Origin of the sequence: Streptomyces sp. 2A115, assembly GCF_052245575.1 — a bacterium.
Classification (GTDB): domain Bacteria; phylum Actinomycetota; class Actinomycetes; order Streptomycetales; family Streptomycetaceae; genus Streptomyces.
Genome location: NZ_JBQQCG010000009.1, coordinates 103,233 through 129,372, shown reverse-complemented (window position 1 = coordinate 129,372; position 26,140 = coordinate 103,233). Strand labels below are relative to the sequence as shown.

The following is a 26,140-nucleotide window of genomic DNA, read 5'->3' as shown; positions in this document are numbered from 1 at the left end:
CGCAGAATACCAGAGTTTCAGATTACGACACCGGGGCGACGGAATCTCCGCCGCCCCGGTGTCAATCAGTTGGGTCAATCAGCTTGAGTGGTGTCCTGGTACACGGTTTCCACATTCAGGGGCCCGGTCGCATCCATGTGCGGGGTGTCGAAGTAGTAGCCCCCCTTGTACTCGCCGCCCTCGTAGGTAGCCGCGCTGTAAGGCAGGCCGGTCCATGCCCCTGCGCTTACATAGTGAGAATCGGACCCCTCGATATAGTTGAAGCAGTTGGTGTACGTCTTCGTGCCGTAGTTCACATCCGGAACGTTATCGACCACTCGCCTCAGCCTGACTTCGGTCCAATCCATTACTTCGTCCGCCCCGTAGCAGTTCGCGAACCGCACTTCTGAGTAAGATTCGTCCGTCCAGCGGCGTGACTCGCTATAAGGCCCCCATTCCGAGATGTAACTACTCCAGTTGGCGCTGGCTCCGGGCGCGTTCACAAGCATCGCCGCAGCCAGCGCCGCGGTCGCCGCGCCAATTCGATGGACAACCCGTGATCTCATTTTGTGCCCCTTCATGAAATCGGTTGATCTTCTTCGCTGATTCTTCCTCAAGAAGCAGCCGATGACAATACAAGGTCACGCTGTGAAGGGAAATCCTCAGGATGCCTGAATTTGGATGGCTGAGCTTCGCGCCAGCCCCGAACAAGCTCTTACCACAGGCCCAGACCGGTTTGCGGCATAACGGTAGGGATCAGAGGCTGCCGAGGAAGGCGAGGACCGGGTCGGGGGCGTAGCTGTGGTCGGCCAGAACCAGATGATCTGGTCACGCCCGCCGACACCCACGATCGATATCTGTGCATGTCGCGTAATCTTCGGCACTACAGGGCGCTGAGGTCCAAGCGCCCTGGGTGCAGGTCCTCCGGAAGATTCGCCTGAGCTGCAGCCTGGTAGAAAACCAGCCTGGCCTTCAGCTCTTCGTATGCCATCAGCAATTCGAACGCATAAGCGGCGGCCATCTTGGATCTGCCCGATGCGATCTCCTCGAACAGAGCTTCAGTGCATCCGCGCACTGCCGACTTGCAGGACTCGGCAATTTCTTCTTGCTCTCCGTAGACGAGATTAGAGAGGACGCCGAGAAGGTGCGGCCTCCATTCCAGCGGCACTTCACGGTCCGCGAGACACGCTGCGACCATTGCCGCCGTCGCCGCAGCAGGCTCCATGAGGTTCGACTGGATGTAGGCGTGGTTGTCTGCCCACCCTTCACCGATTCGATCCGGGAGAGGGCCGCGCAGGGCGGACATGAAATCAGCAGGAATGTGCGCTGCAGTTTTGTTGCAGCCGCATTCCATATCTTTCCAAGAATGACGTGAGATCTCAAATTCCAGCGTCCGCACGTGCATACCCTCACTTACCCCAGGGGCCGCCAGGCTCCGGTTTTACACCATCAACGAATTGTGACTCAGGATAATCTGCCTGGCACTTTACACACACAGGCTTGGGAACCACCATCAGAGCCCCACCGGCTTGGCGTTCGACGGTGTATGCATTGCCGAAGATCACCTTGGCGCCATCCCCTCCGAGCGCGTTGCACACGTTGCCTTCTGCGCAGTAGCTGGGCGCCCCTGGAGTACGGGTACCGGAAGAACCGACGGCTATCTCACCCGTTTCGGTGTTGTACCCGCCGACATAACTGCGGTTTCCGGTCCTCTTGATGTACGTGGAAATGCTGTTACCAGCCATATCCAGCGCCAGCTGGTCGGCATGCCGCAGTTGGTCAGCGGGGGTCCAGCCGGGTGCAGCCGGATACGTGTCCAAGGGAGCCCACGGGGGTTTGCCGGCACCTGCACCGCGAGTGCTGGGTGGGTACACGGCATCCGTGTGCGCGGAGACGGTGACCCTGGGGGCGAAGGGGCGGAAGCCCTTCAGGGCTCCCCAAGCAGGGCCGACCAGGGGGCCAAGTGCCCCACCGAGCCCTCCGATGAGGAGGTCTCCAGGTGTGGTGGGCTGGCATTGGGCGGTGTTGATGGCCCAGGTGTAGCCCATCCCGATGGCGGCGTCGGTGATGGCTGCGACTCCAAGGGCACGCCCGCCGGAGAGGCCGAGCGAGCCCGCGAGGCCCATGCCCGCCGGGGCGAGGAAGCCTGCGCCGGCGCCGATGAGGGCGCCCTTGCCGGTGGCGACGGCGAAGTCGCCCCAGTCGAAGTCGTCCTGGTGCTGGTAGGCGTAGATGCCGCCGCTGACGAGTGCGCCGAGGCCTGCGCCGATGCACGTCGGGCAGTTTCCGGAGGGATCGGCGAGGTTGGCGGGGTCGTTGTCGGCGTAATTGTAGGCGGACTGGTTGGGGTTGTCCGCGGCGGCCGAGACCGGGTCCTGGGTGGTGAAGCGCTGCTGGGTGGTGTCGTAGGAGCGGGCGCGCAGCTGGAGGCGGTCGGGCAGGTACTGGTCTTTGTACTGGCCGGTGTAGCCGTAGACGCTGGACTGGCCGCCGCTGATGGTGGCGGTGCCGGTGGAGGCGCCCCAAGGACCGTACGTGTAGTGGTAGTTGTCGACGCCCGCCGAGTCGAAGACTGCACTGACAGAGTTCTGCCGGTCCTGGGTGAAGTAGTAGGAGCCGACGGTGCGGTCCATGGAGCGGGCCGTGCCGTCGGGGTCGGAGTGGTAGTCCGCGATGAGTGCGCCGGAAGCGTCGGTGTCGGTGGCGATCTGCGGGAGAGCGTTGTTGATGTCCCAACGCGAGGTGCGTATCAGCGCGTTGTTCTTGTTGGCGACGGTGCGGTTGCCGTCCGCGTCGTACAGGAACGAGAAGCTGTCGCTGCCGATGGTCGCGGACTTGACCCGGCCGGCCGGGTCGTAGGCGTAGGTGCCGTCGTCGTCCTTGGTCTGGTTGCCGTCCGCGTCGTAGGTGTAGCTCGTGGTCGTCGACCCGGCAGTGGTCGAGGACAACTGGTCGCCGGCGTCGTATACGTACGACGTCGTGGTGCCCGAGGCGGTCGAGGTCTTGAGGTTGCCGACCTTGTCGTAGCTGTACGTGTCCCCGGTGGTGCCGGTCAGGCAGGACGTGGCCGAGGTGTCGGTGCAGGACCTGGTCGTGCGGCCCGCGTCGTCGTACGCGTAGCGGGTCGGGTTGCCGGTGCCGGGCTTGTCCTGGGTGAGGCGGCTGTTCTCGTCGTAGGTGTAGGTGTTGCTGCCGGTCGGCGTGGTCATCGCGGCCAGGCGGCCGGCCTCGTCGTAGGTGCGGGTCTCGGTGCGCGCCGTGGTGGTGGGCAGCGTCACCGAGGTGAGGTTGCCCGCCTTGTCGTAGGCGTAGTTGGTGGCCTTACTGTTGGCGGTCTGGCTCTTGATCCGGCCGACCTTGTCGTACGTGTAGCTGGTGGCCCGGTTGTCCGGGTACGTACGCGACTTGAGAGTGTCGTCGGTGTTCCAGACGTAGCTGAACGGCTTGGCCGCGCCCGGTGACGTGATCGACAGGATCTTGTCGTCGTTGTCGTAGGCCAGCGTGCGGGAACCCGTCGCGTCCGTGACACCGGTGATACGGCTGGCGTCGTCGTACGTGTACGTCTGCGCCGGCGTGCCGTCGGAGTAGGTGACCTGCATGGGCAGATTGCGGGCATCGACGGTGGTGGTGATGGTCTGCGCGCGGGCGTTGGTGACCTTGGTGCGGTTGCCGTCGAGGTCGTACTCGTAGGAGACGGTCTTGGCCAGCGGGTTCTTGACCGAGGTCAGCTGTCCCTCGGAGTTGTGGCCGTAGGTGGTGGTGTTCGTGTTGGCGTCGGTGCTGGTGCCCAGGAAACCGGCGGCGTCGTACGTGAGGCTGGTGGTGCCGGTGTCCGGCGCGATGACCTTGGTGGGGCGTCCCAGCTCGTCGTATTCGTAGGCGGTCTGCTTACTGCCGGCGTCGGTGACCGAGGTGACGTTACCGACGGCGTCGTAGCCGGTCTTGGTCTGGTGGCCCAGCGGGTCGGTGACCGAGGTGGGGTTGCCCGCCGGGTCGTAGCCATAGGCCGAGGTGTACTTCGCCGGGTCGGCGCCGGTGACGTTGCCACGCGGGTCGACGGTGCTCGCCAGGTGACCGTCATCGTCGTAGCCGTACGTGGTGCGCTCGGTCTCCGGGGAGACCTCGGCGGCCAGGTTGCCGTCGTCGTCGTATTCGTAGCTGGTGAGATAGCCGGCCCAGGTCTTCGACGAGAGCAGACGGTTGTTGTCGTCGTAGACCAGGGTCGTGCCGTGGCCGAGGCCGTCGGTGGTCTTGGTGACGGACCCGTTGTCGTCGTAGGCGACGCTGCGGGTGTGGTTGAGCGGGTCGGTGGTCGACAGCGGCCGGTTGTCCGTGTCCCAGGTGAACGCCGTGGTCTTGCCCAGCGGGTCGGTGACCGTCTTGCGGTTGCCGACCTTGTCGTAGCCGATCTTCCAGGTGTACTTCGATGCGTCGGCCCCTGCGATGTTGCCGCGGGCGCTCACGACCTGGGTCTGGTTGCCGGCCTTGTCGTACTCGTAGGTGACCTTCGCACCCCGGCGGTTGATCTCCTTGTTCAGGCGGCCCGCCGGGTCGTAACCGAGGCTGGTCTGCTTCTGCACCGGATCCGTGATCAGGTACAGCTGGTTGGCCTCGTTGTAGGCATACGTGGTGACCCGCTGCAGGGCATCGGTGACCGTGGTGGGGTTGCCGACCTCGTCGTAGTCGTAGCCGGTGGTGCTGCCGCGCGCGTCGGTGACCGACTTGGTGCGGTCGGCGGCGTCGTACGTGAAGGCCGTCGTGTACTTCGCCGGATCCGCGCCGCTGACGTTGCCGCGCGGGTCGACGACCGTCTTCACCCGGCCCGACGCGTCGTACGCGTAGGTGGTCTTGTTGCCCTTCGGCGTGGTGACCGACGTCAGATTGCCGTCGGCGTCGTAGCCGTAGGTCGTGGTCTTGCCGCGCGCCGTGGTGGACGTCTCCAGCAGCCCGGTGGTGGCGTTGTAGCCGTAGCTCGACGTCTTGCCCAGCGGATCCGTGGCCGAGATCAGCTGGTTGCTCGTGTTGTAGCCGAAGACGGTCTTGTTGTACTCGCCGTCCCAGTAGGCGGCGACGTTCCCCTTGGCGTCGTACGACCACTCCTCGTCCGACGCGGCGTTGGACCGGCGCTTCAGCCGGCCGGAGGTGTCGAAGTCCCACTGGGTTTCACGGGTCTCCGCGTCGACGGCGCTGGTGCGGTTGAAGAACTTGTCGTAGCGGTAGTAGCTCTTGTTGTTGAGCGGGTCGAGCTGTGTGAACAGGACGTTCTTGTAGTAGATGTCCGTCCATACGCCCTGGTCGGGGGCCGTGACATCGACCTGGTCGAACACGCCGTTCTTCGAGTACGCGAACGTGGTCGTCCGGCTGATCGCGTCGGTCTGCGACGTCACCCGCCCTTGGGTGTCGTAGACGTTCGAGGTGACGGTCTTGCCGCGGGCGTTGGTGACCTTGTCGAGGAAGCCGGAGGCGCTGTAGCCGTAGGTCTCCGTCTTGCCGTCCAGCGCGGTCACACCGGTCAACTGATCCCCGGTGTAGGTGTAGTCGACCACCCGGCCGTCGGCCAGCGTCAGCTTGTCCAGCCGGTCACCGGCGTAGGCGAGGGCGGCTGTCCGCCCCGCCGCGTCCGTGATCTGGGTGGGCTGACCACCGGTGTAGGCCAAGGTCAGACCGCGGCCGGTGCGGTCCTTCACCGCGGTCAGCCGACCCGAGGCGTTGAACCCGTACGTCGAGTGATCCGCTGTCGTGACCTTGAAGCCGCTGCCGTCCGCGGCCAGCTTGGAGCGGGCCTGCGCAGGAGTGGTGAACGTCCCGTCGGACTTCTTGGTGAAGGTGTGGCGGGTGCCGCCCTCACCGACCAGGACCGCATCCCCGTCGGACTCGATCTGCAACCGCGTCTCCCACGGCAGCTGCCAGCCCTTGCCCAACGCTCCGGTGAGTGTGTTGTCCGAGGAGTACACCCGCCCGACCGTCAGCGGCACCCCCGGCGCAGGGACCTGGGCGTCGGTGAATGCCTCCGTGAACGCGCCCGTCGCGGTATTCACCGGGTCCGCACGCATCACCGTCGTACCCGCCGACCCGCTCGCGTCCCCGCACACCGCGCTGCAGGCCGCGCCGTCGGGCAGGGCTGAAACGATGTCGAAGGCGTTGTACGAACCACACGACTCCGTGTCCGTGGGATCGTCCATCACCTGTGTGCAGACGTAGATGAAGTACCTCGGGACCGGGTACGTGCACTCGGTGGTGGGAATCGTGATGGACGCGTTCACCACCGGCAGTTCCACCCCGGTGTTCAGCGTCGGTGCCTGCACCGTCTGGCCGAAGTCGAACCACTGCTCGTCGGCTTGATTGAGGCGGCAGCTGTACGCGTCCAACTGCCAGCGCACCTTGACCGGGTGCACCTCACCGTCGGCGCCCCCGGTCTGCCAGATCGCGGCGGACAGCTGGAGCGGCTCGCCCGGCACCGCGGCACCGATGTGATTGCCGAGCGTCGCCAGGAACCCGCCCTGCTGGGCCGCCGTATTCCCGAACGGGTCGGCTGTCACCTGCCACAGGGCACCAGCCGAATACGACGCCGCGGCCGCATCCGCACCGGTCGTGAAGGAGGCCGGACGGATACCGCTGCCCGAACCGGCCGCCTCCCTCGTGGCCTTGGGGCCGGCCGCCTTCAACTGCCGCTGGTTCTGCTGGTGCAGCTTGATCTGCGCGGCCGTGGCGGGCTTGCTCTTCGTCGCAGGCAGACCATGCGGCTTCGTCGCCTTCGCGCGGTCCTTGGTCTGCTCCCGCCGCTCCTTCGGCGACACCGCCTCCTGCTGCGCGGCGGGCCGCGGCCCCCGGTACGCCTCGCTCCCTGTACCGGCACTACTCGTGCCGTCGGCACTGACCCTGATCAGCCAGCCGCCGCCCGCAACCACGGACAGCACCAACGCCACGATCAGCACGCGGACACGCGCAGACACAGAGCTCAGCACTTCCCCCACCCCCACACCCCGTGCACATCACTGGTCACTCAGTGCACAACCCGTGAAGGGATATTGACGTGTCCATCACCTAAACTCAAGGCCGGAAAGATCCGCTTCGCCCCGATGCACTCCACACTGGCGGGCGATCTTTATCAATCTGTAATAGGGATGGCCTGGACAGGGGCACATGTCTCCCTGGGGACCGCTACTCACGTCGGCCATCAGTGCCTAACGGCAATGCGTGGAGTCCAACTCGCCGTCCCCTCGTGTGACCGCCTCGCGCACAGGTTCGACCTGAGGGCTGGCGGCGAATGTGCCGGTCTCGGTCCCCTGAGGGGCCGGCCTCACTCCTGATCCCAGCCAACCAGCTCGGCAACCGACTCCGTGGCAGCCCTGATCTCGTCGCGAATGGGGACGCAGGAGTCACGCAGACCTTCAAGGAAATCCCTGTCGAGGCCACTTCCGCCTTGATCGCGGATCAGGGATCTGATTGATTCGAGGAGGGAATTCTGAGCATCTTGCTCCAGCTGCTGAAGGCGTCCGACCCCCTCGTCCTCCCCTGCCCGAGTCACTGGAACGACACTTCCGCCGAGTTTGAAGTCGAAACTTCCGAGAATCGTTTCAAGTGTCTGGCCGGACATCTCGGCTCGCGCCGGATTAGGGTTCATATAAACAGCGATGGCGTTTACGGCGAGCATCGCGGACTGCACGATGGAGAACCCTTTACTGCCCGGGTCGTCGGCGTCGATCGATTCTGTTCTGCCTTCGAATTCTTCGAGAATCTCGATGAGGTCATCCTCGTCGACTTCCCCGAGTGGGGCTCTCCAGGCGACCTCAAGAGCGTAAGAGAACCACTCTTCGTCCGCGGGTTGGGCTAGAACAGTGAATACTCCGCTCCCACGTTCCACAGACGCGAGACAGAATACTGCAAGAAAGTCAGCGGGGAGTTCACGAAGTGCGGAGTAGGCTTCCACATTGCGAGCCAACTTAGTCTCCTCTGGTCCAAAATAATGTGTAGGGTGAGTTTTGTGGCATATGACCGCGAATCCCCTGTCCGCCGACTTCGATACGCCGCGCTGTACGCGCTGCGGGCCGTTCTCCCCTCCGGGTCGGTTGCCGCGACGCAGTTACCGCGCTCGTCGTAGGCGTATCGCCAGGTGGTTCCGTCCGGAAGGTCGATCGCGGTGATGAGGTTGAGGTCGTTGTAGGTGAAACGGACGACCGTACCGTCCGGCCGGGTCACCTCGGTGGGCTGCCCCAGCTGGTTGTTCACGGCCCTGGTGGTGTTTTCGACCTGATCCGTTGAGGAGATGAGGTGGTGATGGGCGTCGTAGGCGGTGCGGACCGTGCCGCCCAGCGGGTCGATCTCTGCGACGACCTGAGCGGAGCTCTGCGCGGACTGGGCGTTGGTCGCATCCCGAGTCGCGGCGCGGACCTTCGCCTCGTCCGGCTTCGGGACGTCCTTGCCCGCGTCCTTGTCCTCCTTGTACTTGTCGGCCTCCTTGTTGGCCCGCGTCACCCACGAATCGGCCGTCGACAGACGGGACTTGGCGGACGACAGGTCGGCCTGGACCTCCAGCCCCTTGACCAGCGCCCGGTCGGCGAGCGCCTGGGCGCGCTCCAGCTTCGGCCAGTACGCGGCCAACGCATCGCCGGCCAGGTCGTACGACTTCTTCAGCTTCTTCGGGACCCGGAGAACTCGTCCCGGAACACATCGGCGGTCTTGCCCACCATCGCCAGGACGGCATCCTCCTCCGCCATCCCCTTGACCAGACGGAGCGCATCGGAGACGTCATCAGCGAAGTCGAGCAGACTCTTCGCCAGCGACCGCACCCGGACCGGATCCCCCGGCGTCGGATCCTTCTCCAGACCCAGCACATGCCAGTCCGTCGGCCGATAACCCGCCACCACGCAACCCCCGTCACGCCAACCTCGTCAACCACACATACGCGCAAGCGAAGTTACTAGGCACTGATGTTCGGTGGGAAGGTCACGCGGCGGTGGCCCGGCCGTGGCCACGCATGGCTACGGCCTCTGCTCCCCTACCCCCCTACTCCGCAAAACGGAACGTCGACGTGATCGCGTCAAAGATGTCGAAGAACGAGTCCGCGAGGTCGAGCACCTGGCTGCTCCCGGCGACGAGGGCGACCTTGCCGTCCTGCCCTGGGACGGGGATGAACGTTTGCATGAGTACGGCACGGATGGTGCGGTTGAGGCTGTCACCGGGTACCGGGATGTCCTCGATGCCGTACGTGCGCGCGGCCACGCCGACGCCCGGGATGTCGACGGTCGTGACCTTCCGCCACGCGTCGCCCTCCTTCTTGGCTTCCCGTACACCGAGTTGGCTCACGATGACCTGGGGATCGGTGGAGAGCGGCTCGCCGGCCTGCGTACGTCCGCCGACGTTCGAGACGGTGATCGACCCCGTGATCGGCGTATCGCCGCCGAAGCTCTCCGCCATGCACCCGCAGTACAGCGCCCCCGACTTCCAGGCGTCCGCGGCGGCCTTCTGCAGGAAGGCGGTGTAGGTGTCCTGGTACTTGGCCAACTCCGGTCGCTGCCGCACCCGTTCGGCCACCATCCGCCGAATCGAGTCGTCCCGCGACTCGGGCCGCACGTCGAACTCCCACCACGACTCGGGGACGTTTATTCGAAAGCCGCCGCGCTCGATGGTGAGCGCTTCCATGTAGCGGGCCATGTGGTTTGTTCTCCCCCGGTTCCGACGGTTTCCATGATTGCGACGGTTGCGACGCAGGCTGGTGCGCGTAAGCCTACGAGGCCGCGTATGCGTGGTCCCGGCGGCTCATTCGTACGCTCCCCACGTACCCATCGCCACGGCCGCGACGACGGACGAGACGGAGCGCGTGCGGCGGCTCGTGACCCGCCACGAGGAGTTCGGCGGCCGCGGCTACTCCGGACGTCACGTCTGGCGCCACTGACCGAACCGAACTGAACCCAACCGAACCGGACCGGGCATGAGGGGTGAACTGCGGTCACTGGTTCTGCCGTGCGTCGAGGTGGGCCGTGGCCAGGACGGAGCCGTCCGCGGCCAGCAGCCGGGCACCGGACACCGTGTCCGGGTCGACACGCGTGGGAGCTCCCCAGTAACCCCGGCCGGCGTCGTCGAGGGAGAACTCCCCGATGTTGACCGAAGTGCCGTCCGCACGCTCCAGGCGACAGCTGACCTCTCCGGCCTCCGGGTATTCGTCACGCGAGCCTGCTGCCTCGGACTCCTCTCCGGCCTGCGAGTCGGATCCGGAACCGTCCCGGTCGAGGTGGACCGACATGTAGACCCAGCCCGGAGATCCGGTATAGGCGAAGATCCGGCCCACCGGGCGGTGGTCGGGGGCCAGCAGAGACGCTGCGAGCAGGCCGTGCTCCGAGCCAAGGGGCTCCGAACTCCGCGAGGAGGGAGCCGACGCTCCCTCGATGGCCGTACCGACGGCCCAGCCGCCGAAGCCGAACCCGAGGGCGATCGCGGCGGCGGCCGCGACCGCCACGCCGACCCGAGGTCGCCGCCGTCGCGTCGGCCGGTTCAGGCCCATCCCGTCCGTCACCCGTGTCTCGAAGCCGGCGGGCGGCTCGCTGCCCGGCAGGAGAGAGAGCAGTTCGTCTCCGACGAGCGTCAGCTGCTCGACATGCTCCCGGCAGGTGGGGCAGCCGTCCAGGTGGGCGATGGCCTCGGCGCGCTCCTGACCAGGGAGGATACCCAGTGCCAGCTCGTCGGCGACGGCCCTCAGCCACGCGCAGTCCCTGTCAACCATGATCTGCTCGCTCGGGTCCCAGAACCGTCCGCAGTTTCCCCATTGCCGTCCTGATCCGTGTCTTCGCCGTGCCCAGGGGGATCCCTTCGACCTCGGATATCTGTCGTGCGGTCATCCCGTAGATCCCGGCCATGACCACGGCACGCGCCTGCTGGCGCGGCAGGCCGGCCACCGCGGCCCGTATACGGGATGCCGCCTCGTCTGCCATTGCCCACTGTTCCGGCGTATCGGGCGTCCGGGTAACGATGCCGAGCAGAGCGTCGAGGTCCTCGGGAGAGACCGGGGTCGCCTTGCGCGCGCGGACGGCGTCGATCGCCAGGTTGTGCGTGATGGTCCCCAGCCAGGTCTTCACCGATCCGCGCCGGGAGTCGTATACCTGCGCATGACGCCAAGCCCTTTCGAAGGTCTGCTGGGCGATGTCCTCGGCGAGCTGAGGGTCGTCGACGACAGCGATGGCGATGCCGAAGACCATGCGCTGGAACCGGCGGACGAACGCGAGGGCGATCTCCGGGTCGCCGGTCGCCATTCCCGCCAGCAGCGCCTCGTCCGAGAGCCGCCCGGCTGGTAGGCCCAATCTCCGCATACCAGTGGATACGGCGAACTTTGCCGAACGGATTCCCCCGGTTCCACGCGGGATCACGGCCCCATTCTCCCGCTTGATCCCGATTGCCGGAAATCCCCTGGCGCGGCCCGTCCGTACCTCTACTCAGGAACGATTTCTCACGAACGATTTCTCACGGAGGGCCGAGACATGGCGACGACGCTCATGACGTTCGCGCGCAGGAACGTCGGGCCCGGGCTGGCCGCCGGAGCACTGGCGGGCATCCTCGTGGCGTGCGGAGGCGGAGACGACAACGGTGGCGGGTCGACATCGTCGCCCCCGGAACGGAGCGGCGAGCCGGGAACCACCCAGGTGGACGTGAAGATGACCGACTTCAAGATGGAGCTGTCCAAGACGACGTTGAAGGCGGGCGACTACACCTTCGTCGCCAAGAACGACGGCCAGCACGACCATGCCCTGGAGATCGAGGGATCCGGAACGGAAGAGGAGACCCGGACACTGGAACCCGGAGAGTCGGCGAACCTCACCATCACGCTGAAGGACGGCACGTACGAGGTCTACTGCCCCGTCGACGGCCACAAGGACATGGGCATGAAGACCGAGCTCACCGTGGGCGGCGCCTCAACGGGCAGCAGCACCAACACAACCAACGGCAATGGATACTGAGCGCACGGTCGCGCTCATCGCCCTCCGGCTGACCGCGGCGGGAACGGTCGTGGCCATGGGCGCGATCCACCTCCACCTCTGGTATGACGGCTACCGATATCTGGACACGATCGGCACGCTGTTCCTGCTCAACGCGATCGGGGCCGGGCTGCTCGCGTTGTCGCTGCTGATCACACCCACCCGCCTCCTGCCCGCCCTCGCGACGCTGGGAACGCTCTTCGTGGCCGGCACACTGGTGGCCCTGATCGTCAGCCTCACCTCCGGTCTCTTCGGGTTCCAGGAAGCTCTTGACGCGAACCTGGTCAAGCCGACCCTCGCCGTCGAAGCCGCGGGGTGCGTTCTGCTGGTGGCGCTGGCCTTGCTGAGCAGACGCGGACGAACTGCGCGGGCATTTCGCCCACGGCAAGCCCGTAACGGTGACCGAGTACGGAACCCGCGCATACCAGGGCGCGGGTGAACGCGCGGCATTGCCTGGCAGGTGCCGCCTACTCATCGCCCTGGCGGACCGGAAGACGAAGGCCGTCGCCCTGCACAACGGCCTCAGCGCCACGCCCCACCGCGCGCTCGTCCTCGGCCCCGTTCTCGCCCAGGTGTGGCGCCCGCGTCCAGCGATCATCCACGCGCTGTCCGGCACCTGAAGGACTGCACGGTCCCACAGGCCCGAGCCTCCGAACCGTCAATGCGCGAGACGAGGGCCGGTCAGCCCGTGTGCATCGCATGCGCCACCGGCCCTGACATCACCGACTGGCGCCGCATCGGCGCGGCATCGGCGCGGCATTGGGAGAGGCGAAACTCCCTCCCAAGAAGAAGCCGGACGCGGTGCACGCGTGGGTGGCCCTGTCCGCCGTGAAGCACGGCAGCGCCGTGATCTTCACCAGCGACCCGGAGGACATCGAGGCGTATCTGGCCGTGCTGAACCCGGTCGACGTCCACGTCGAGGCGGTGTGCCGGAAGGCGGGTTGGGCGAGGCTTCAGGCACGCACGCACGCACGCGCGACGGACGACGACGCCTTCGGCGTGCGCGAGGCCGCAACGCCGTTACTCCTGGCCGTCGTTGGCGGGCTCGTCCGCCTCTGGGTACGCGACGAAGGTGCCCTTCGCGGGGAGCGTGACGACGAGACCGCGTTCGCGGAGTTCGCGGACTGCGCGGCGGGCGGTCAGGTAGGCGACCCCGTACTCCGCACCGAGATCCCGCTCACCGGGCAGGCGCGCTCCCGGGCTGAGCTCACCCGACGCGATCCGGGCAGCGATGTGGTCAGCCACCTGCATGTAGACGTACGCGATCTTGTTGGGATCGATCGGTGAACCGCCTGTGTCTGCTGCCATAACAACCATCGTAAAACAGCACTGAGCTGCAGCGATGCCCCTATTGCTGCGCACTGCTATGCACTGACATGCGCAGCACTGTAGGCCGATTGCACGAAAGACCCCGGCGACGGAGGCAAGCCGTCCCGGGGCGTGGCCGACGCTGAACCTAACCAGGAGCGCCAACATGCTGGAACTTACCGTCCGCTTCCTCAGCTGGATGCTGAGCATCTGTACCCCACGCCCCCGAGGCCGCCACCGCCTCGGCGCGGTCCCACCCCTCCGAATCACCCCCGCCCCGCCACCCCGTTTCACCGAGCTCCTCGACGGCAACGCGTCCCGTCTCGTACGCCCGTACGTCCTGGACCCCGCCGAACACCGACGCCGCCAACGCGAACGCCGCCGCGCCCTCTACCTCGCCACGCTGGGCATCGACGTAGGCCCGGACCACATCCACGGCGTCCCGGTGGCCGCCCGATGACGCGCCCCGCCGTACGGATGTGCGCCCGCTGCCACCGCACCACGGACGCCCCGATCCTGGTCCACGAGGTGTACGCGGCGACGGGCCCAGGCTTCAACGTGTACGCGTGCACAGAGTGCGCCGACCACTACCCACCCATGACCGACGTACTGGAAATCCCGGAAACCACCCGCCCCCGGCCCCGCCTCACCCTCCGCGTCTACAAGGTCAACGCGCAGGGCACGGTGACCGAGGACCGGGGCAAGGTCGAAGTCCTGACCGACGGCCGAGCCACCCCGCTGCCGCGTACGTCGGCGTACCCGAAGTGCGAATGCCAACGCTGCCGAGCCCGGTAACCCTCACACAGCGCATCCCACGCCCTACGGAACCCACCCACCGACAGAATCCACCCCTCCGAAGCCGACCAGAGCCGAGCCCTACCAGGTAATTGGAAGGTCTGGGACACGCATGGCCTCGGAAAACCGTCCCAAACCTTCCAATCACCTTGCTGGGCGGACTCGGGCTGGGTCGGCCCGACATCGCACGGCCCCGAATGCTCGCGTGGCGTTCGGGGCCGTTGTGCGCCCTGACACGATCAGGCCACAAGAGCCATCCGCTTGCCCCAATTCGTCCTTATCCGCCCAGCCATGCAAGGAAGTTCGCTGTAGCGAAACCTATAGCCCCATGGATACCGTCGTTGCTCTTGACTGTTTCTTTGTCTCACGGGGAGTTCACTGTGAAGCGCCGCACTTTGCCCGTTGCTACCGCGCTCGCCGCGACAGCAGCCCTGCTGCTGACGGCCTGCGGCGGCGGGGACGACACGTCCAACGACAGCGACAAGATCGCCGGGGCCGATCAGGGGGGTTCTGAGGAGTCGGCTTCACCGAGTGCCGACGCGTCGGACTCCGTCGCGCGGCCTGAGGTCACGCTCCCCAAGGACGTCACGAACGCCTTCGAGAACTGGAAGGCGGGCGACGCGGCCAAGGACGCGGTGCTCGCGGACGTCACCCGACGCATCAACGCCACTGACGCGGCCATCACAGCAGGCGATCCGGACTCCGAAGCGATCAAGTTCTACTACAAGGGTGAGGCTCTGATCGGAGCCGTGGAGTGGGTCCAGGGCTACAAGAACGACGGTAAGTCGATCACCGGGAAGACTCGCTACTTCAACCCCGAGCTCAAGGTCGTCGACAAGGACACCGCCGCCCTCGCCTACTGCTCCGACGAGAGCAAGGCGTACGACAAGGATCGGAAGACCAACAAGGCCGACAAGACGACCGTGACCAAGAACTCGTACGTCACCTACAACTCACGCGTGGAGAAGAACGAGCAAGGCATCTGGCAGACCACGAGTCTCCTCTCGGAGAGGGGGAACGCGAAGTGCGCTCCGTGACACCGCGGGGAAGGTGGCTCGTGGCGGGAGCGGCTGCCACCGCGTTGATACTGACTCCCGGCACCGCATTCGCCGACAGGGGCGGCGGTAACGCGCAGGGAAGTGGCACTCAGACCAGCGGCAACCAGCGCGGCGGTGCCATCGAGTCCCTGGTCACCTTCAGCGGCAGTACCGGAGGCGGTGGCCGAGCCAAGACCGGCAACGTGCGGCCCGTCGGCGACTGGGACCCGCCGGCCTGCTGGTACGAGCCCCGTACGCCCGACCAGTTCGGCAAGTCCGTCGAGGACACCTACAACGAGACGGTCAACTACCCCGGTCAGCACGGCTACGCCAAGACGGCTGTCGGTCAGTACAGGGACAAGTACAAAGACGGCGAGTACACGGACTACAACAAGGACAAGGCGGACGAGGGCAACTGGTGGGTCGCCGTCCGTGACGAGGACCGCTGGTTGGAGCCCGAGGCCCAGATCTGCGACGAGCAGCCGTTCTGGGTCGAGAACGGCGACGACCCGGGGGTCCCGAACGCCGTCACCCCGGAGGTACTGGCCGAGCTCGCCTACAACCGCCTCCAACTCCCCGAGACCGAGGTCACGCTCGCGCCCGAGGAGAACACCAAGGTCAACCTCCCGACGTGGGCCTGGCTGGACAAGGCCACGTTCAAGGAGGTCGACGTCACCGCCCAGCTCAACGCCGGCGGACTCAACATCCAGGCGACCACCACCGCCAAGCCGGTCTCCCTCAGGCTGGAGCCGGGCACCGAGGACGCCGAGACCTATCCCGCCTCCGGCGAGTGCGCGATCAACGATGACGGTTCAATCGGCGAGCCGTACGCCAAGGGCAAGGCGAACCAGACACCACCCTGCGGCCTCAAATACCTCCGCTCCTCCGGCGACGGCACCTTCAAACTCCAGGCGACTGTCACGTGGGAAGTCACCTGGGCCGGCACCGGCGGCGCGGGCGGAGACCTCCCCAACGGCGAGTTCGGCAACGAACAGGCCGTCATCGTCCAGGAGATCCAGTCCGTCAACCGCTGAGCGGGAACGCGCTTCGCGGTCGGTACAGCCAGCCGGGACCGACCGCGACTGCCCCTCTCCATCCCCCACATTCCCCACCTGCACAACCGCTCAGGGAACCCGGAACACAACATGAGCGACCTGCGCCTCGAAGACACCGTCTTCGAGGATCTACAGAAGGCCTTCTCGACGATCAGCGATCGTATGGACTCCGCGCGCCGCGCATGCGGAGACGGGGCAGGGGCACGGGCACGGATGCTGAAACGGCCGGTACCACGCAGCCAGGCGAAGTGCCCGGGCCCCGTTGACTGCTGCTCGGATGCGAACTCTCCTGGCCGCCCTGGGCAACGCCCGGCTCCCGAATGACGGATACGTATCGGCCGAGGGCCCGCACATCGTGCAAGCCGGTCCAGTCCCCGTTTCGCCAAAGCGAACGGATAAGTAGGGTGCCGCGAATGAGACCACGGGGCCTGCGAGACGGACGATACGCACGAAACGTACCGGCGACGGCGATCACTCCCTACGACTACGACGTACGCCACGAGGCACGGCCCGACGCTCGCCGGAAATACGTCCTCGCACTCGTGCTCCTCCTGCTGTCCGCCCTCCTGACCGCGACCTCCACCGCCATCCCCGCAAGGGCCGCCGATACCACCCAAGCCGCCCACCTCGCCGACCGCCTCCGCACCAACCCGGTCTACGTGACCGACCAACTCCCCCGGGAAATTCCCCAGTCCACGACCTCCGACTTCGCCCGGCTCGCGAAGGGCACAGGCGTGCCGACGTACGTCCTCGTGCTCGCCGACCGGCACACCGGTGAGGCGCTGCTCGGTGCGGTGCACGACCGGCTCGGGCGGGACGGGGTGTACGTGCTGGTGGACAACGTCGGCGTGACGGACGCGGTGGCGTACGGGGTGCGGGCGCCGGCCGACGACGCCGCGACCGTGACGTCGTATGAACTGCCTTACGACGCGGGGCCGTTGAAGAGTTTCGAGCGGTTCGCCGAAGTTGTCGCGCTGGGCGGCGAGAAGGCGGCTGCACGGGCTGAGGCAGCGCGCGAGAAGCACGGCAGCGGCACCGGCGAGGATCCCGAACCGCTGTACATCGGTCCGACGGACCGCGACAACCAGTCGTTCCTCACCGGGATTCTGCTCGTCGGCGTACCTCTGCTGATTCTGCTGCTCACGACGTTCGTACGTCGCTGGCGGCGCCGACTGCCCTCGGCGCGCACCGCGAATTCGGACGCCGCGGATCCCGACGCAGCGAATCCGGACGCCGCCGCATCCCGCGTACCCCGTGGCGCGGTGACCGGCCTCGCCCTCCTCGCCGCCGTCGCGATCGCCCTCGGCTCTTGGCTCACCTTCGACCAGACCACGTCGAGCGCCGCGCAGACGTCCACCGCCGCCGATCTGTCGGCTCGGATCGACCGGGTCGCGAAGGGGCTGCGGCAGGATCCGGTCTACGAGGATCCGGAGAGCCCGCGCGTCCTCGACGCCGAGCAGAGGGACCAACTGGGCCGACGTATAGAGGAGTTCGGCCGTTCCGAAGACGGCGGACCGATCTACCTGTCCGTCGTCCCGACGATGTCCGGGGACGAGTCGGACGGCAACGCGGACGTCTTCGCATCAGCGGTGTACAAGAAGCTGGGCAGGGACGGCGTGTACGTCGTCGCCGACCCGCTCGAGGGAGACATCAGCGTCCTCAGTTACGGCCTGCGCCTCGACAACAACCACCTCACCCTCGAACTGCCGGACTCCATCGGTGCCGGCGATCACTCCGCCGGGTCGGGCAAGTCGGACGGCTATCGGCTCGGCGAACGCCTCGACCAGCTCATGACGTTCCTCGACAAGACACCGCGTACGGAGGAGCCCAACTCCCCTGACGTTGTCCCGAGTCGGGAACCCATTGACACGCACGCTCTCCCCCCGCTCTTCTCCGGCGACTTCTGGCCCGGACTGATCGTCGGAGCCGTGGCCGCGCTGCTCGGCTCCACGCTCGTCGCAGTGGTGCTCGGAATCGTCGGCGCGGTGCTGCGCCGACGCAACCCTGCGCCCGTGCCGACGACGGTGTTGCCCCTGGAGGCGCCGACAGACCCGCCGACCGCGTACCTGCGCCGGACGGCTCGTACGGAACTCGGCACGCTGGCAAGGGAGTTCACCGACAGGGACGGGCACTGCGACCCCACCGGCACCGCACCTGCCCCCGAGGCGAGCATCCGCGCCTGGGACTGTTTCGACGCCGCGATGCTGCTCGTCGACGGCGATATCGGCGCGCTTTCCGACGACGACATGCAGCCCGCCTCCCTGGTGGCGGTCATCGTCCTCGCCCGCGCCGGCCGGGCCGCCCTCACCGGCAACACGAACAACTTCTGCTGCGGCCTGAACCCCCTGCACGGCCCGGCGGTCAGCCGCCATCATGTACGCATCTCCGGCCCCACCGAGACCGTACGCAGGCGCATGCTCCCCGTCTGCGAGGTGTGCCGCGACACGGCCATCGTCGAGCCGGGCGCGGTGCACACGCTCCGGATGACGCTGCCGGGGCAGGAGCGCCACGAGCGCGTGCCGTACGAGGAGGTCGAGGGGCCCCTTCCCGCCGTACGCGACGGAATTCTCCAACTCATCGATCATGTGCGGGAGTTCGCCAGTGTCCGCTAAGCGAGACCCCGCCGTCCTGCTCCTCACCACTCTCGTGACCGCTCTGCTCCTCGCCGCTGTCCCGGCGGCGTCCTGGGCGAAGGCCCCGAGCCCCGGCGAACGCATCGCGAACGCCTTGCGCTCGTCGCCCGTGTACGTCGACCCTGCGTACGAGGGCTCGGTCCCACCCACCCGCCAGCGGGAGCTGGCCGATCAGGTCGCTCGAACTGACCTCCCCATCAAGGTAGTTCTGACTCCCCTCACCAAGGGCGACTCCTTCAACGGCGACTCGGCCACGCTCGCGGAGATCGTCCACGACCGCCTCGGCGTGCGCGACCTCATCCTCATCACCACGGACGGCAACTTCACCGACTCCCTGAACGGATACGAATGGCCAGGCGAAGCCCACCAGGCGCAGGACGCGGTGGCCGCGGTCGGCTTCCTGGACGCGATGGAGGACACGGGCCTGGCGGACCGGACGGCGAAGGCGATCGAGCTGGTGGAGGAGGGTGACGGGGAGAAGGCGTACGAGGAGGCGACAGAGGACTTGGGCGGCGACCCGCCGCCATCGAACTCCCGCTCCGAGAAAGGCACTTCAACGCAACCATGGCTGTGGCCGGCACTGATCGCCGTACTGGCCCTCGCAGCGGCCTTCGTCGCCTTCCTCTTCGTACGCCGCCGACGCGTACCCCTCCCATACCCCCGCGCGGTGTTCACCGCAGCCCGCACGGCCGACGAGGCCCTACTCCGCCGCCAGGCCGAGGCGGAGGTCCTGTCACTGGGCGAATCGGTCCAGTCGGCGACTTCTTCGACCTCTGACCTACAGCGAGCACTTGACGCCTACGCCGCTGCCGGCACGGTCCTCGACGCGGCCCGCGGCACACCGGACCTGGCCGGAGTCCTGGCCCTGGTCGCCGAGGGCCACGATGCCCTGGCGGCCCTCATCACCCCCGCTCCCCTCCCCCTCTGCTTCTTCAACCCCCTCCATGGCCGCGCCGCCTCCCACATCACCTGGCGCCTCCTCGGCCGCCGCGAATCGCTCCGGGTGGCGACGTGCACGACCTGCACGGAGGCAGTGCGTTCGCGACGGGCTCCGGAGGTACTCATGAGCACGACGGAGGACGACCGGCTTGTGCCGTACTTCGAGGTGTCCAACAGCCTTTGGTCGAGGACAGGTTACGGCTCACTGCTGGCGGGGCCGGAGGACAGCTTGGCGCTTCGGGTGGGGCGGGGGGACTTCTCCCGGGATCTCACTGTCCCCGAGCGGGGCTGACACGACGGATACGACCGACGAGACCGTCAGCCCAATTCGAATTGGTCCCGTCTGTCATCTCTTGTAAGAGAAGGTGACTGTGGCGAAACCAGGTACCCCACGGATAGCGTCGGTGCCCTTGACTCAGCGTTCGTCCCACGGGAGGCCAAGCCGTCCCCACCCGAGTGGGGCCCGTCGCGACCCGAGAGAATGAGCATGCAGCAAACCACACTGTCCGACCGGGCCGCCGGTGGCGAGAATGTTTTCGGTCTGATCACACCCGAAGACTGGTATCGCATCCCACTGCACCCCTTGGAACAGCGGGAAACTTCAGTGAGCGCCTTGGTCAAAAGGCAGTTCGCCGGAGTGGACGATCAGCCGATGCTGCGCCGCCGGTCCGAGAAGCAGTTGCTGGGCGCCGCCGAAGCGGGGGCCGACCAAGGTGGGGTGGTGCTCTACCTGTCGTTTCTGGAGGCGGCCGGAATCCCGCTGTCCGCCTCGCTGCTGATCTCGAGGCTCCACCATCGATTCGACAGTCTCGACGCTGTCGCGGCACTGGCGGGCAAAGGCGAGGTGGCTCCGGTACGTCTGCCTGCCGCCGGACGTGCGGCACGTCGGCGACGCACGGAGCGAACCCGGGAAGCCCGGCGGCTGGGCACGGAGTTCGAGGACACGATCGTGGAGTACTTCGTCCCGGTCCCTGATCGGGACGAAGTACTGATGCTGACGTTCAGCACTCCTCTGGAACCGATCGCGGACGCGATGGTGGAGCTCTTCGACGCGGTCGCGGGTACTCTGCGCTGGCGTTCGCAGAATCAGGAATCACGGGGGTAACAGAGATGGGCGAGCGGCTCAGGGTCTCCATCGACGACCTGAACGCGGCCGGCAGAGGACTACGGACCGTGGCCACGGAGTTCGAGGGGCTCGACAAGCTCATGGACACCTACGACCGGCGAACGGTCGGCCACCAGCAGCTCCAGGAACGGCTACAGGAATTCTCGGACGGCTGGAACGACAACCGCGAGAAGATGATCGAGGAGATCAAGGGTCTGGGCGAGATCGCCAAGACAGCCGGCGAGGCATACACCGAGATCGACACCGAGCTCTACAAGGCACTCGTAGGCAAGGACAAGAAGAAGTGACCCGCCCCGCCGACTACCGCTGGGAAGCGCTGAGTGAGAGCGACGACCCGGTCCCGGGTGACGTGCACGACCTCACGGCGCTGTCCAAGCGATTCGCTGCCACGGCCAAGACGATCTCCGATACCGCCGCCGCACTGCGCCGCCTCGGAGACCTGAAGAGCTGGGACTCCGACGCGGGCCGGGAGTTCGCCGAAAAGGCAAGTGGTACGGCGAAGACCGTGAGCAAGGCGTACGACCGCTACGACGAGGCCGGTGCCGCCCTCAAGGAGTACTACACCGAGCTCGAAACGATCCAGGGCGAGGCGGATCGGCTTCTCACCCAAGCCGAGACGAAGAGCGGCGATCTCACCACGGCGCAGTCCCAGGCAGACAACCCGCCCAAGGACACCGACAAGGCCGGGCAGAAGAAGCTCGACACCAAAGTCACGGATCTGCAGGGCGAACTCGACGAGCTGCGCGGAAAGCTCGCCACGCTCAAGAGTCGGCACAACACAGCAGGCAACGCGGCGGCCAAGCGCATCCGCGAGATCACCGAAAGCGATGACCTCAACGACTCCTGGCTGGACGACCTGCGCGACACCCTGAAAATCATCGCCGATGTCGCGGGAGCCATCGCGGCCGTGTGCGGGTTGCTGGCCCTCCTGGTCGGCTGGATCCCGATCATCGGGCAGGCTCTCGCCGGTGTTCTGGGCACGATCGCGCTGATCGCGACCGCCATCTCGCTCGTCTGCCACGTCCTCCTGGCCATCAACGGCGACGGGTCGTGGGGCGATGTCGCCATGGACGTTCTGGGGCTGGCGACCTTCGGTATCGGCCGCGTCTTCTCCGCCGGCGCCAAGCTCGCCGCCACAGCCGGGCGGAGCCGCGTCTGGAATGCGGCAACCCAGTACGTACGCGGATGGCACCCGAATCTCGATTCGGCGGCACGACGTGCACTCGTCGTGGAGATGGTCGGTGCCAGAGCCGGAGCGACCACGAGTGCCGCGGCGCCGAATGTCTCCTTGGGTGCCGCCTTCAGGGGCCTGCCCGGTTCCTTCGCCGACGACCTCGGCACGATCCGGGGCAACTGGAGGGACCTGTTCAAGGGCAGTGACAACGTCGCCGCATGGCGGGACGCTTGGAACGCGGGTGGCGTACGCGGCATCGGCAGCATGTACGCGGGGCCGGGAATGGTCGACGAACTGGCCCGTATCAAGAACATCGATCCCGCGGACCTGAACTTCGTCGGCACACCCGACGCTTTCAAACAAGCCATGCAGTACAACTCATGGGCAATCGGTGCCACGGGTACCGCGGCGGGCGCGGACTTCAAAAGCTTCGCCGGGCTCTTCGGGAACGATGAGATCGATGTGACCGGACCCGACGCGTCCTTGGCGGGGCGGTAGCCCTGATGCACACCGCAGACACCGCAGCCGCGGACTGGAACCAGTGCCGAGTCACGCTGCCCGCCCCGCACAACTGGCTCATTCTCGACCTCACCGCCCAGCAGCCGGACGCATGGGCACAGTTGGTGGCCGAGGAGCACTTCACGGCTGAGGTACCCATTGATTGGCGCGCGGCGTTCGCCGAGGATGTGCTCTGGTACTGGCGCGTGGCGAAGCGCCAGCAAGCGCTGTGCGCAGCGCTGCACACGCCTCCGGACAGTGGCGTCGTCGCCTTCTACTCCGTACGGGAGTTGAGCATTCCGTCGGAGTCACTGCGCCTGGACGCGCTGCGTGCCGAGGCCGAGCGCGCCGAAGGACCGTACTTCAGGCCTCCGGACATCACCGAAGTCGAGCTTCCGCTGGGCGCCGCGCTCCGCGTGCACCGGCTGGAACCCACCGACCCCGACTCCGGCAGCGGCTCAGTGCTGGAAGGTGTGGCCCACTACATCCTGCCCCGGGCGCATTCCACCGCGCTGGAGTGCCGACTTCTCTGGAGAGTCATCGGGCTCGGCGAGGAACTCGCCAAGGTTGCCGACGAGTTGGCGACCTCAGTCCGACTTACCTGAACCGCCGCGAGCACGCGAAGTCACGCGCAGCCCTCCCATAGCCCCCAGCCCGAACCGTTCCCAGGGAATCATCACCAGAGGCAGCCAGCTGAATCCGACGACGAAGACGCTCAGCAGCGTGACGACCCCTTCGGGAAGGATCCAGCCGAGCTGGGCGGCAAGCAGCGAGACAACAACCAGGTAGACGCTGATCACAACAGTGGCGAGCGCCTTGAGCAGGGCCTCGCCCGGTCCGAGCCTGGGATTCTCCTCGGTCCCCCGGACCGCCGCGAGGAGATTCAGCGGCAGCATCAGCCCCAGCAGTCCACCCATGCCGGTACCTCCGACGATCACGGCAGCCCGCCCGTCGTCAGGGACAGCTGACGACAAGAAGGAGTCGTCGGCCAAGCCGGCGATCAGGGCAGCGCCCGCGTAGCCGCCGAGCGTTATGGTCGCCAGGACCAGCAGAAGCCCCGCACCAAATGCGATGTTCCCTGCCAGCGAGCGCCCACCACTCTGCGCCTGGGGCTTCCCGGCCCCTGATCCAACAGACATGGACTCTCCCATTCCTCGCCAGGTCCGGATGAGGATAGCTGGCCCAGTCGGTCAGGAGCAGTCAGGCAGCCGCTGGGATTCGAACGGGATCGGCGGGGACGTGGAACGTGTCACGTCCATGGACGGACCCTGTTGGCCAATTCCCCTCCGCCGGGGCACCAGCTGCGAAAAGCGTGAACACTTTCCCGGAAAGTGTTCACGATTGCGGCGCCAAGGCCACTGTGGGCGCTGCTCAGGCCGCCCGAACCGCCGGCCTGAGCAGAGGGCTCAACGGCGTCATGGACGACATGGGGCGGGCCATGACCAAAATGCCGAAAGGGACGGGGCAGAATGCCGACCGCCCGCCCCACCTCACCCGGGATCTCGCCATGGGCGGCGGCTTCTTCCTGCCCTCGATGCTCCTCGGTTTCTGGCCGGGCATCTTCGCCGCACCGGCGTGGGCGCTCTTCGTCGGTCTCGCCTTTGTCGTGGAAGGCATCAAGGAGCGCCGTGACCACCGCTGAGCACCGCCGGGCCCCGGCCGGCTTCAACCTGGTCCCGCCGCCCGGCTGGGACACCATTCCGCTTCGCCAGGGCACCGCCGCAGCGGTGGACCACGTCATCCGCAAGGCCGTCGCGCAGCTGCCCGTCGGCTTTCCCAAGGACGACATTCCGCAGGCCCGGCTGAAGCTCGCCAAGGAGATGAAGAAGGTCGTCCGCAGGGCCCGTTCCAAGGGAGGTCTCACCCTCTACCTCCCCACCGAACGCCTCCACGGCATCACCCTGCCCGTCTCGATCGTCGCCTCCGAACCGATCGAAATTCCGAGTGTCAGGCCCGACAGCGGACCGGAAGCGGTCATGATGGCGCTCGCCTCCGAGACCCCCGGAGCCGAGATGCGGGAGCTCGACCACACCACGGCCCTGCGCTCGGAACGAGAGGTCCCCGCCAGCACCTCACAGGGCATCGAGGTCGCGCACCGCCGGGTCGAGTACTTCGTGCCGGTCCCGGACAGCACCCCCGACAAGTACCTCACCTTCTCCTTCAGCGCTCTGATCGCGCCCGACTCTGAGCCGGCCTTCACCGACGCCCTCGTGGAGCTGTTCGACGCCGTGATGGGCACGTTCCGCTGGAGCTATGTCTGAAGGCTTCCTCCACCACCCGCGCCCCCGACGAAAGAGACCCCTCATGTCCGACGGCACCCTGTGGAGCACCGATCTCGGCACCCCGCTCCCCATCGACACGGATGCCAACCCCGACCTCTGGGGCTATCTCCACCTCCAGATCGACAAGGCGAACTTCAAGGAGTGGCTGGACCTGCACTTGACCGGCATCGCCATGGTCCAAGGCATCGAACTCACCCGCAAACTCCGCAAGTTCCACAAGAACTTCTACGAGCAGACGCTGGTGACGCTCCGGGACAAGCTCCAGGCCGACGAGGCGTTCATCTACCACGCCGTTCCACTGCAGCTCATGCCGCTGGTGATGCACGCCACCCGCTTCCACTGCCAGGCCCCCGACGCGGCCTCCTGCGAGGGAATCGCCGCGCTCACGGTGCCGCACCCGGAGATCCCCGAGTGGCAGCAGCGAACCGGCAGCGTCGCTTTCGCCTCCCCGTACCTGGGCTCGGACGGGGTCCGGGTCACCCGCTCCTACCCCGCGGACCGCACCATCATGATGACCTCGGTGACGTACCACTGGCACACCGTGCCCGGCCTCCCCGACGTCTGCCTACGCGGGCACCACGACGATCCGGAAGTGATCGCCGCGGCGATGGAGGCCCTGGACGACTTCGCGCGGACGCTCCGGCTTCCTGGGGCGGCTCATTGAGCGCCTCTGTCGGGGAATCTTGAGAATCCTCGGGGAAAGGGTTGGAGCGGACCCGCGGCCGGTGCCGTGAACCGGCTCGGGGTCGGGCAGTTCAGGCACATGCACCGAGACCCGTAAGCGATGGACGCGCGGGTGCGATGGGGACGCCAACAGCGCCCCATCGCACCGCACACCAAGGAGACCGGGGCCTCAGCCGCCCTTGACCCCCCGAGCCAGCTGCTCATCCAGGTTCTCGTAAGCCTCTTTGGCCTTCGTCAGGAACTTGGACATGCCCTCAAGTCCCTCAATGGTCTTCTTCGCGCCCTTGGTGAAGTCCTTGAAGGACTCCTCGAAGGCCGACGAACCCTTCTGGGTCGTGTAGCCGCCGTTGTCCACCAGCGTCCTGATCCGGTCGTCGATCGTGTCGAGTTCCGTGTGCAGCCGGTCCATGTCCTTCAGAAGCTTGCCGGCCTCCTTCTCCATCTCGGCATAAGTGAGATCTGCGTCCTTGGCCATGACGGCCCCCTCCCGTTCGGATCGCCGCAGGGCCTACCCCCGCTGGCGGCGTCATGCGGATCTTCGGCCATCCGCGTGAGCAAAGATCCTACGGGTGGGGCTGTTGGGATCACAGGGCTGTTGGGTAACGGGACCGTGAGCCCGTGCACATCCCGTTGCACATCCCGTTGCGGGAGGGAAAGGCGGGGC

Annotated in this window: 28 protein-coding genes; 16 read left to right on the top strand and 12 right to left on the bottom strand. The window is 66.6% G+C overall.

Annotation, left to right across the window (positions count from 1 at the left end):
• Positions 1-74 precede the first annotated feature (74 nt).
• The 9 genes from ACTWQR_RS11090 to ACTWQR_RS11050 form a co-directional block, all read right to left on the bottom strand.
• Positions 75-560 (bottom strand): hypothetical protein, encoded by a 486-nt coding sequence (locus ACTWQR_RS11090; protein WP_443226799.1) that lies wholly within the window; start codon positions 558-560, stop codon positions 75-77.
• 302 nt (positions 561-862) lie between these two features.
• A complete protein-coding gene (locus ACTWQR_RS11085; protein ID WP_443226798.1) occupies positions 863-1,378 on the bottom strand; it encodes a hypothetical protein in 516 nt (171 codons plus the stop codon).
• A 10-nt stretch (positions 1,379-1,388) separates the two neighbouring features.
• Positions 1,389-6,932, bottom strand: coding sequence for a DUF6531 domain-containing protein (locus tag ACTWQR_RS11080; protein ID WP_443226797.1), 5,544 nt, complete (start codon positions 6,930-6,932; stop codon positions 1,389-1,391).
• Between the two features lie 347 nt (positions 6,933-7,279).
• The gene (locus tag ACTWQR_RS11075) at positions 7,280-7,843 is read right to left on the bottom strand and encodes a hypothetical protein (protein WP_443226796.1); all 564 of its coding nucleotides are present in this window, start codon (positions 7,841-7,843) and stop codon (positions 7,280-7,282) included.
• Positions 7,810-8,580 (bottom strand): hypothetical protein, encoded by a 771-nt coding sequence (locus ACTWQR_RS11070; protein ID WP_443226795.1) that lies wholly within the window; start codon positions 8,578-8,580, stop codon positions 7,810-7,812. Before ACTWQR_RS11070 ends, ACTWQR_RS11075 begins: the two co-directional genes overlap by 34 nt.
• 29 nt (positions 8,581-8,609) lie before the next feature.
• Positions 8,610-8,846 (bottom strand): hypothetical protein, encoded by a 237-nt coding sequence (locus ACTWQR_RS11065; protein ID WP_443226794.1) that lies wholly within the window; start codon positions 8,844-8,846, stop codon positions 8,610-8,612.
• Between the two features lie 139 nt (positions 8,847-8,985).
• Positions 8,986-9,633, bottom strand: coding sequence for a hypothetical protein (locus ACTWQR_RS11060; RefSeq protein ID WP_443226793.1), 648 nt, complete (start codon positions 9,631-9,633; stop codon positions 8,986-8,988).
• A gap of 295 nt (positions 9,634-9,928) precedes the next feature.
• Positions 9,929-10,699: a hypothetical protein gene (locus ACTWQR_RS11055; protein WP_443226792.1), complete on the bottom strand. Its 771-nt coding sequence runs from the start codon at positions 10,697-10,699 to the stop codon at positions 9,929-9,931.
• Complete coding sequence (locus tag ACTWQR_RS11050; RefSeq protein ID WP_443226791.1) at positions 10,692-11,282, bottom strand: RNA polymerase sigma factor; 591 nt, start codon at positions 11,280-11,282, stop codon at positions 10,692-10,694. The genes ACTWQR_RS11055 and ACTWQR_RS11050 overlap by 8 nt, the downstream gene beginning before the upstream one ends.
• Before the next feature lie 168 nt (positions 11,283-11,450).
• On the opposite strand from ACTWQR_RS11050, the gene ACTWQR_RS11045 reads away from it, so the two are divergent.
• Genes ACTWQR_RS11045 through ACTWQR_RS11035 form a run of 3 tightly spaced genes read left to right on the top strand, consistent with a single transcriptional unit; the run spans position 11,451 to position 12,565 of the window.
• Complete coding sequence (locus tag ACTWQR_RS11045; protein WP_443226790.1) at positions 11,451-11,927, top strand: cupredoxin domain-containing protein; 477 nt, start codon at positions 11,451-11,453, stop codon at positions 11,925-11,927.
• Positions 11,917-12,384, top strand: a complete 468-nt coding sequence (locus ACTWQR_RS11040) for a hypothetical protein (RefSeq protein ID WP_443226789.1) — start codon at positions 11,917-11,919, stop codon at positions 12,382-12,384. Before ACTWQR_RS11045 ends, ACTWQR_RS11040 begins: the two co-directional genes overlap by 11 nt.
• A gap of 10 nt (positions 12,385-12,394) precedes the next feature.
• Positions 12,395-12,565 carry a hypothetical protein gene (locus tag ACTWQR_RS11035; RefSeq protein ID WP_443226788.1) on the top strand — a complete coding sequence of 57 codons (171 nt, stop codon included), beginning with the start codon at positions 12,395-12,397 and terminating at the stop codon, positions 12,563-12,565.
• Between the two features lie 400 nt (positions 12,566-12,965).
• Here ACTWQR_RS11035 and ACTWQR_RS11030 read toward each other — a convergent pair whose 3' ends face one another.
• A complete protein-coding gene (locus ACTWQR_RS11030) occupies positions 12,966-13,196 on the bottom strand; it encodes a winged helix-turn-helix domain-containing protein (protein WP_443226863.1) in 231 nt (76 codons plus the stop codon).
• Positions 13,197-13,419: 223 nt separating this feature from the next.
• On the opposite strand from ACTWQR_RS11030, the gene ACTWQR_RS11025 reads away from it, so the two are divergent.
• The 10 genes from ACTWQR_RS11025 (at position 13,420) to ACTWQR_RS10980 (ending at position 23,115) form a co-directional block, all read left to right on the top strand.
• Positions 13,420-13,713 (top strand): hypothetical protein, encoded by a 294-nt coding sequence (locus tag ACTWQR_RS11025; RefSeq protein WP_443226787.1) that lies wholly within the window; start codon positions 13,420-13,422, stop codon positions 13,711-13,713.
• The gene (locus ACTWQR_RS11020; protein ID WP_443226786.1) at positions 13,710-14,048 is read left to right on the top strand and encodes a hypothetical protein; all 339 of its coding nucleotides are present in this window, start codon (positions 13,710-13,712) and stop codon (positions 14,046-14,048) included. The genes ACTWQR_RS11025 and ACTWQR_RS11020 overlap by 4 nt, the downstream gene beginning before the upstream one ends.
• Positions 14,049-14,428: 380 nt before the next feature.
• The gene (locus ACTWQR_RS11015) at positions 14,429-15,085 is read left to right on the top strand and encodes a hypothetical protein (protein WP_443226785.1); all 657 of its coding nucleotides are present in this window, start codon (positions 14,429-14,431) and stop codon (positions 15,083-15,085) included.
• A gap of 20 nt (positions 15,086-15,105) precedes the next feature.
• Positions 15,106-16,119, top strand: coding sequence for a hypothetical protein (locus ACTWQR_RS11010; RefSeq protein WP_443226784.1), 1,014 nt, complete (start codon positions 15,106-15,108; stop codon positions 16,117-16,119).
• 434 nt (positions 16,120-16,553) lie between these two features.
• Positions 16,554-18,752: a hypothetical protein gene (locus ACTWQR_RS11005; protein WP_443226783.1), complete on the top strand. Its 2,199-nt coding sequence runs from the start codon at positions 16,554-16,556 to the stop codon at positions 18,750-18,752.
• Entirely contained in the window at positions 18,742-20,004 is a 1,263-nt protein-coding gene (locus ACTWQR_RS11000) for a hypothetical protein (protein WP_443226782.1), read from the top strand. Before ACTWQR_RS11005 ends, ACTWQR_RS11000 begins: the two co-directional genes overlap by 11 nt.
• Before the next feature lie 312 nt (positions 20,005-20,316).
• The gene (locus tag ACTWQR_RS10995; RefSeq protein ID WP_443226781.1) at positions 20,317-20,817 is read left to right on the top strand and encodes a hypothetical protein; all 501 of its coding nucleotides are present in this window, start codon (positions 20,317-20,319) and stop codon (positions 20,815-20,817) included.
• A gap of 5 nt (positions 20,818-20,822) precedes the next feature.
• Entirely contained in the window at positions 20,823-21,125 is a 303-nt protein-coding gene (locus tag ACTWQR_RS10990) for a DUF6317 family protein (protein ID WP_443226780.1), read from the top strand.
• A complete protein-coding gene (locus tag ACTWQR_RS10985; RefSeq protein WP_443226779.1) occupies positions 21,122-22,510 on the top strand; it encodes a hypothetical protein in 1,389 nt (462 codons plus the stop codon). Before ACTWQR_RS10990 ends, ACTWQR_RS10985 begins: the two co-directional genes overlap by 4 nt.
• A gap of 5 nt (positions 22,511-22,515) precedes the next feature.
• On the top strand, positions 22,516-23,115 hold the full coding sequence (locus ACTWQR_RS10980) for a hypothetical protein (protein WP_443226778.1): 600 nt from the start codon (positions 22,516-22,518) through the stop codon (positions 23,113-23,115).
• Here ACTWQR_RS10980 and ACTWQR_RS10975 read toward each other — a convergent pair.
• A complete protein-coding gene (locus tag ACTWQR_RS10975) occupies positions 23,098-23,649 on the bottom strand; it encodes a hypothetical protein (RefSeq protein WP_443226777.1) in 552 nt (183 codons plus the stop codon). The genes ACTWQR_RS10980 and ACTWQR_RS10975 overlap by 18 nt on opposite strands.
• Positions 23,650-23,822: 173 nt before the next feature.
• Here ACTWQR_RS10975 and ACTWQR_RS10970 point away from each other — a divergent pair, with 173 nt between their 5' ends.
• Genes ACTWQR_RS10970 through ACTWQR_RS10960 form a run of 3 tightly spaced genes read left to right on the top strand, consistent with a single transcriptional unit; the run spans position 23,823 to position 25,456 of the window.
• The gene (locus ACTWQR_RS10970; RefSeq protein WP_443226776.1) at positions 23,823-24,152 is read left to right on the top strand and encodes a hypothetical protein; all 330 of its coding nucleotides are present in this window, start codon (positions 23,823-23,825) and stop codon (positions 24,150-24,152) included.
• Positions 24,139-24,771: a hypothetical protein gene (locus tag ACTWQR_RS10965; RefSeq protein WP_443226775.1), complete on the top strand. Its 633-nt coding sequence runs from the start codon at positions 24,139-24,141 to the stop codon at positions 24,769-24,771. Before ACTWQR_RS10970 ends, ACTWQR_RS10965 begins: the two co-directional genes overlap by 14 nt.
• Before the next feature lie 43 nt (positions 24,772-24,814).
• Positions 24,815-25,456 (top strand): hypothetical protein, encoded by a 642-nt coding sequence (locus tag ACTWQR_RS10960; protein ID WP_443226774.1) that lies wholly within the window; start codon positions 24,815-24,817, stop codon positions 25,454-25,456.
• 189 nt (positions 25,457-25,645) lie between these two features.
• Here the strand turns inward: ACTWQR_RS10960 and ACTWQR_RS10955 are convergent, their stop codons facing one another.
• Positions 25,646-25,951, bottom strand: a complete 306-nt coding sequence (locus ACTWQR_RS10955) for a WXG100 family type VII secretion target (protein ID WP_443226773.1) — start codon at positions 25,949-25,951, stop codon at positions 25,646-25,648.
• Between the last annotated feature and the right edge of the window lie 189 nt (positions 25,952-26,140).

What these genes read in the sequence shown, in the direction of transcription:
- ACTWQR_RS11090 (WP_443226799.1), bottom strand. Translation starts at nt 560, where the DNA reads ATGAAGGGGCACAAAATGAGATCACGGGTTGTCCATCGAATTGGCGCG.
- ACTWQR_RS11060 (WP_443226793.1), bottom strand. Translation starts at nt 9,633, where the DNA reads ATGGCCCGCTACATGGAAGCGCTCACCATCGAGCGCGGCGGCTTTCGA.
- ACTWQR_RS11055 (WP_443226792.1), bottom strand. Translation starts at nt 10,699, where the DNA reads ATGGTTGACAGGGACTGCGCGTGGCTGAGGGCCGTCGCCGACGAGCTG.
- ACTWQR_RS11050 (WP_443226791.1), bottom strand. Translation starts at nt 11,282, where the DNA reads ATGCGGAGATTGGGCCTACCAGCCGGGCGGCTCTCGGACGAGGCGCTG.
- ACTWQR_RS11045 (WP_443226790.1), top strand. Translation starts at nt 11,451, where the DNA reads ATGGCGACGACGCTCATGACGTTCGCGCGCAGGAACGTCGGGCCCGGG.
- ACTWQR_RS11040 (WP_443226789.1), top strand. Translation starts at nt 11,917, where the DNA reads ATGGATACTGAGCGCACGGTCGCGCTCATCGCCCTCCGGCTGACCGCG.
- ACTWQR_RS11030 (WP_443226863.1), bottom strand. Translation starts at nt 13,196, where the DNA reads ATGCAGGTGGCTGACCACATCGCTGCCCGGATCGCGTCGGGTGAGCTC.
- ACTWQR_RS11025 (WP_443226787.1), top strand. Translation starts at nt 13,420, where the DNA reads ATGCTGGAACTTACCGTCCGCTTCCTCAGCTGGATGCTGAGCATCTGT.
- ACTWQR_RS11020 (WP_443226786.1), top strand. Translation starts at nt 13,710, where the DNA reads ATGACGCGCCCCGCCGTACGGATGTGCGCCCGCTGCCACCGCACCACG.
- ACTWQR_RS11005 (WP_443226783.1), top strand. Translation starts at nt 16,554, where the DNA reads ATGAGACCACGGGGCCTGCGAGACGGACGATACGCACGAAACGTACCG.
- ACTWQR_RS10990 (WP_443226780.1), top strand. Translation starts at nt 20,823, where the DNA reads ATGGGCGAGCGGCTCAGGGTCTCCATCGACGACCTGAACGCGGCCGGC.
- ACTWQR_RS10980 (WP_443226778.1), top strand. Translation starts at nt 22,516, where the DNA reads ATGCACACCGCAGACACCGCAGCCGCGGACTGGAACCAGTGCCGAGTC.
- ACTWQR_RS10975 (WP_443226777.1), bottom strand. Translation starts at nt 23,649, where the DNA reads ATGTCTGTTGGATCAGGGGCCGGGAAGCCCCAGGCGCAGAGTGGTGGG.
- ACTWQR_RS10960 (WP_443226774.1), top strand. Translation starts at nt 24,815, where the DNA reads ATGTCCGACGGCACCCTGTGGAGCACCGATCTCGGCACCCCGCTCCCC.
- ACTWQR_RS10955 (WP_443226773.1), bottom strand. Translation starts at nt 25,951, where the DNA reads ATGGCCAAGGACGCAGATCTCACTTATGCCGAGATGGAGAAGGAGGCC.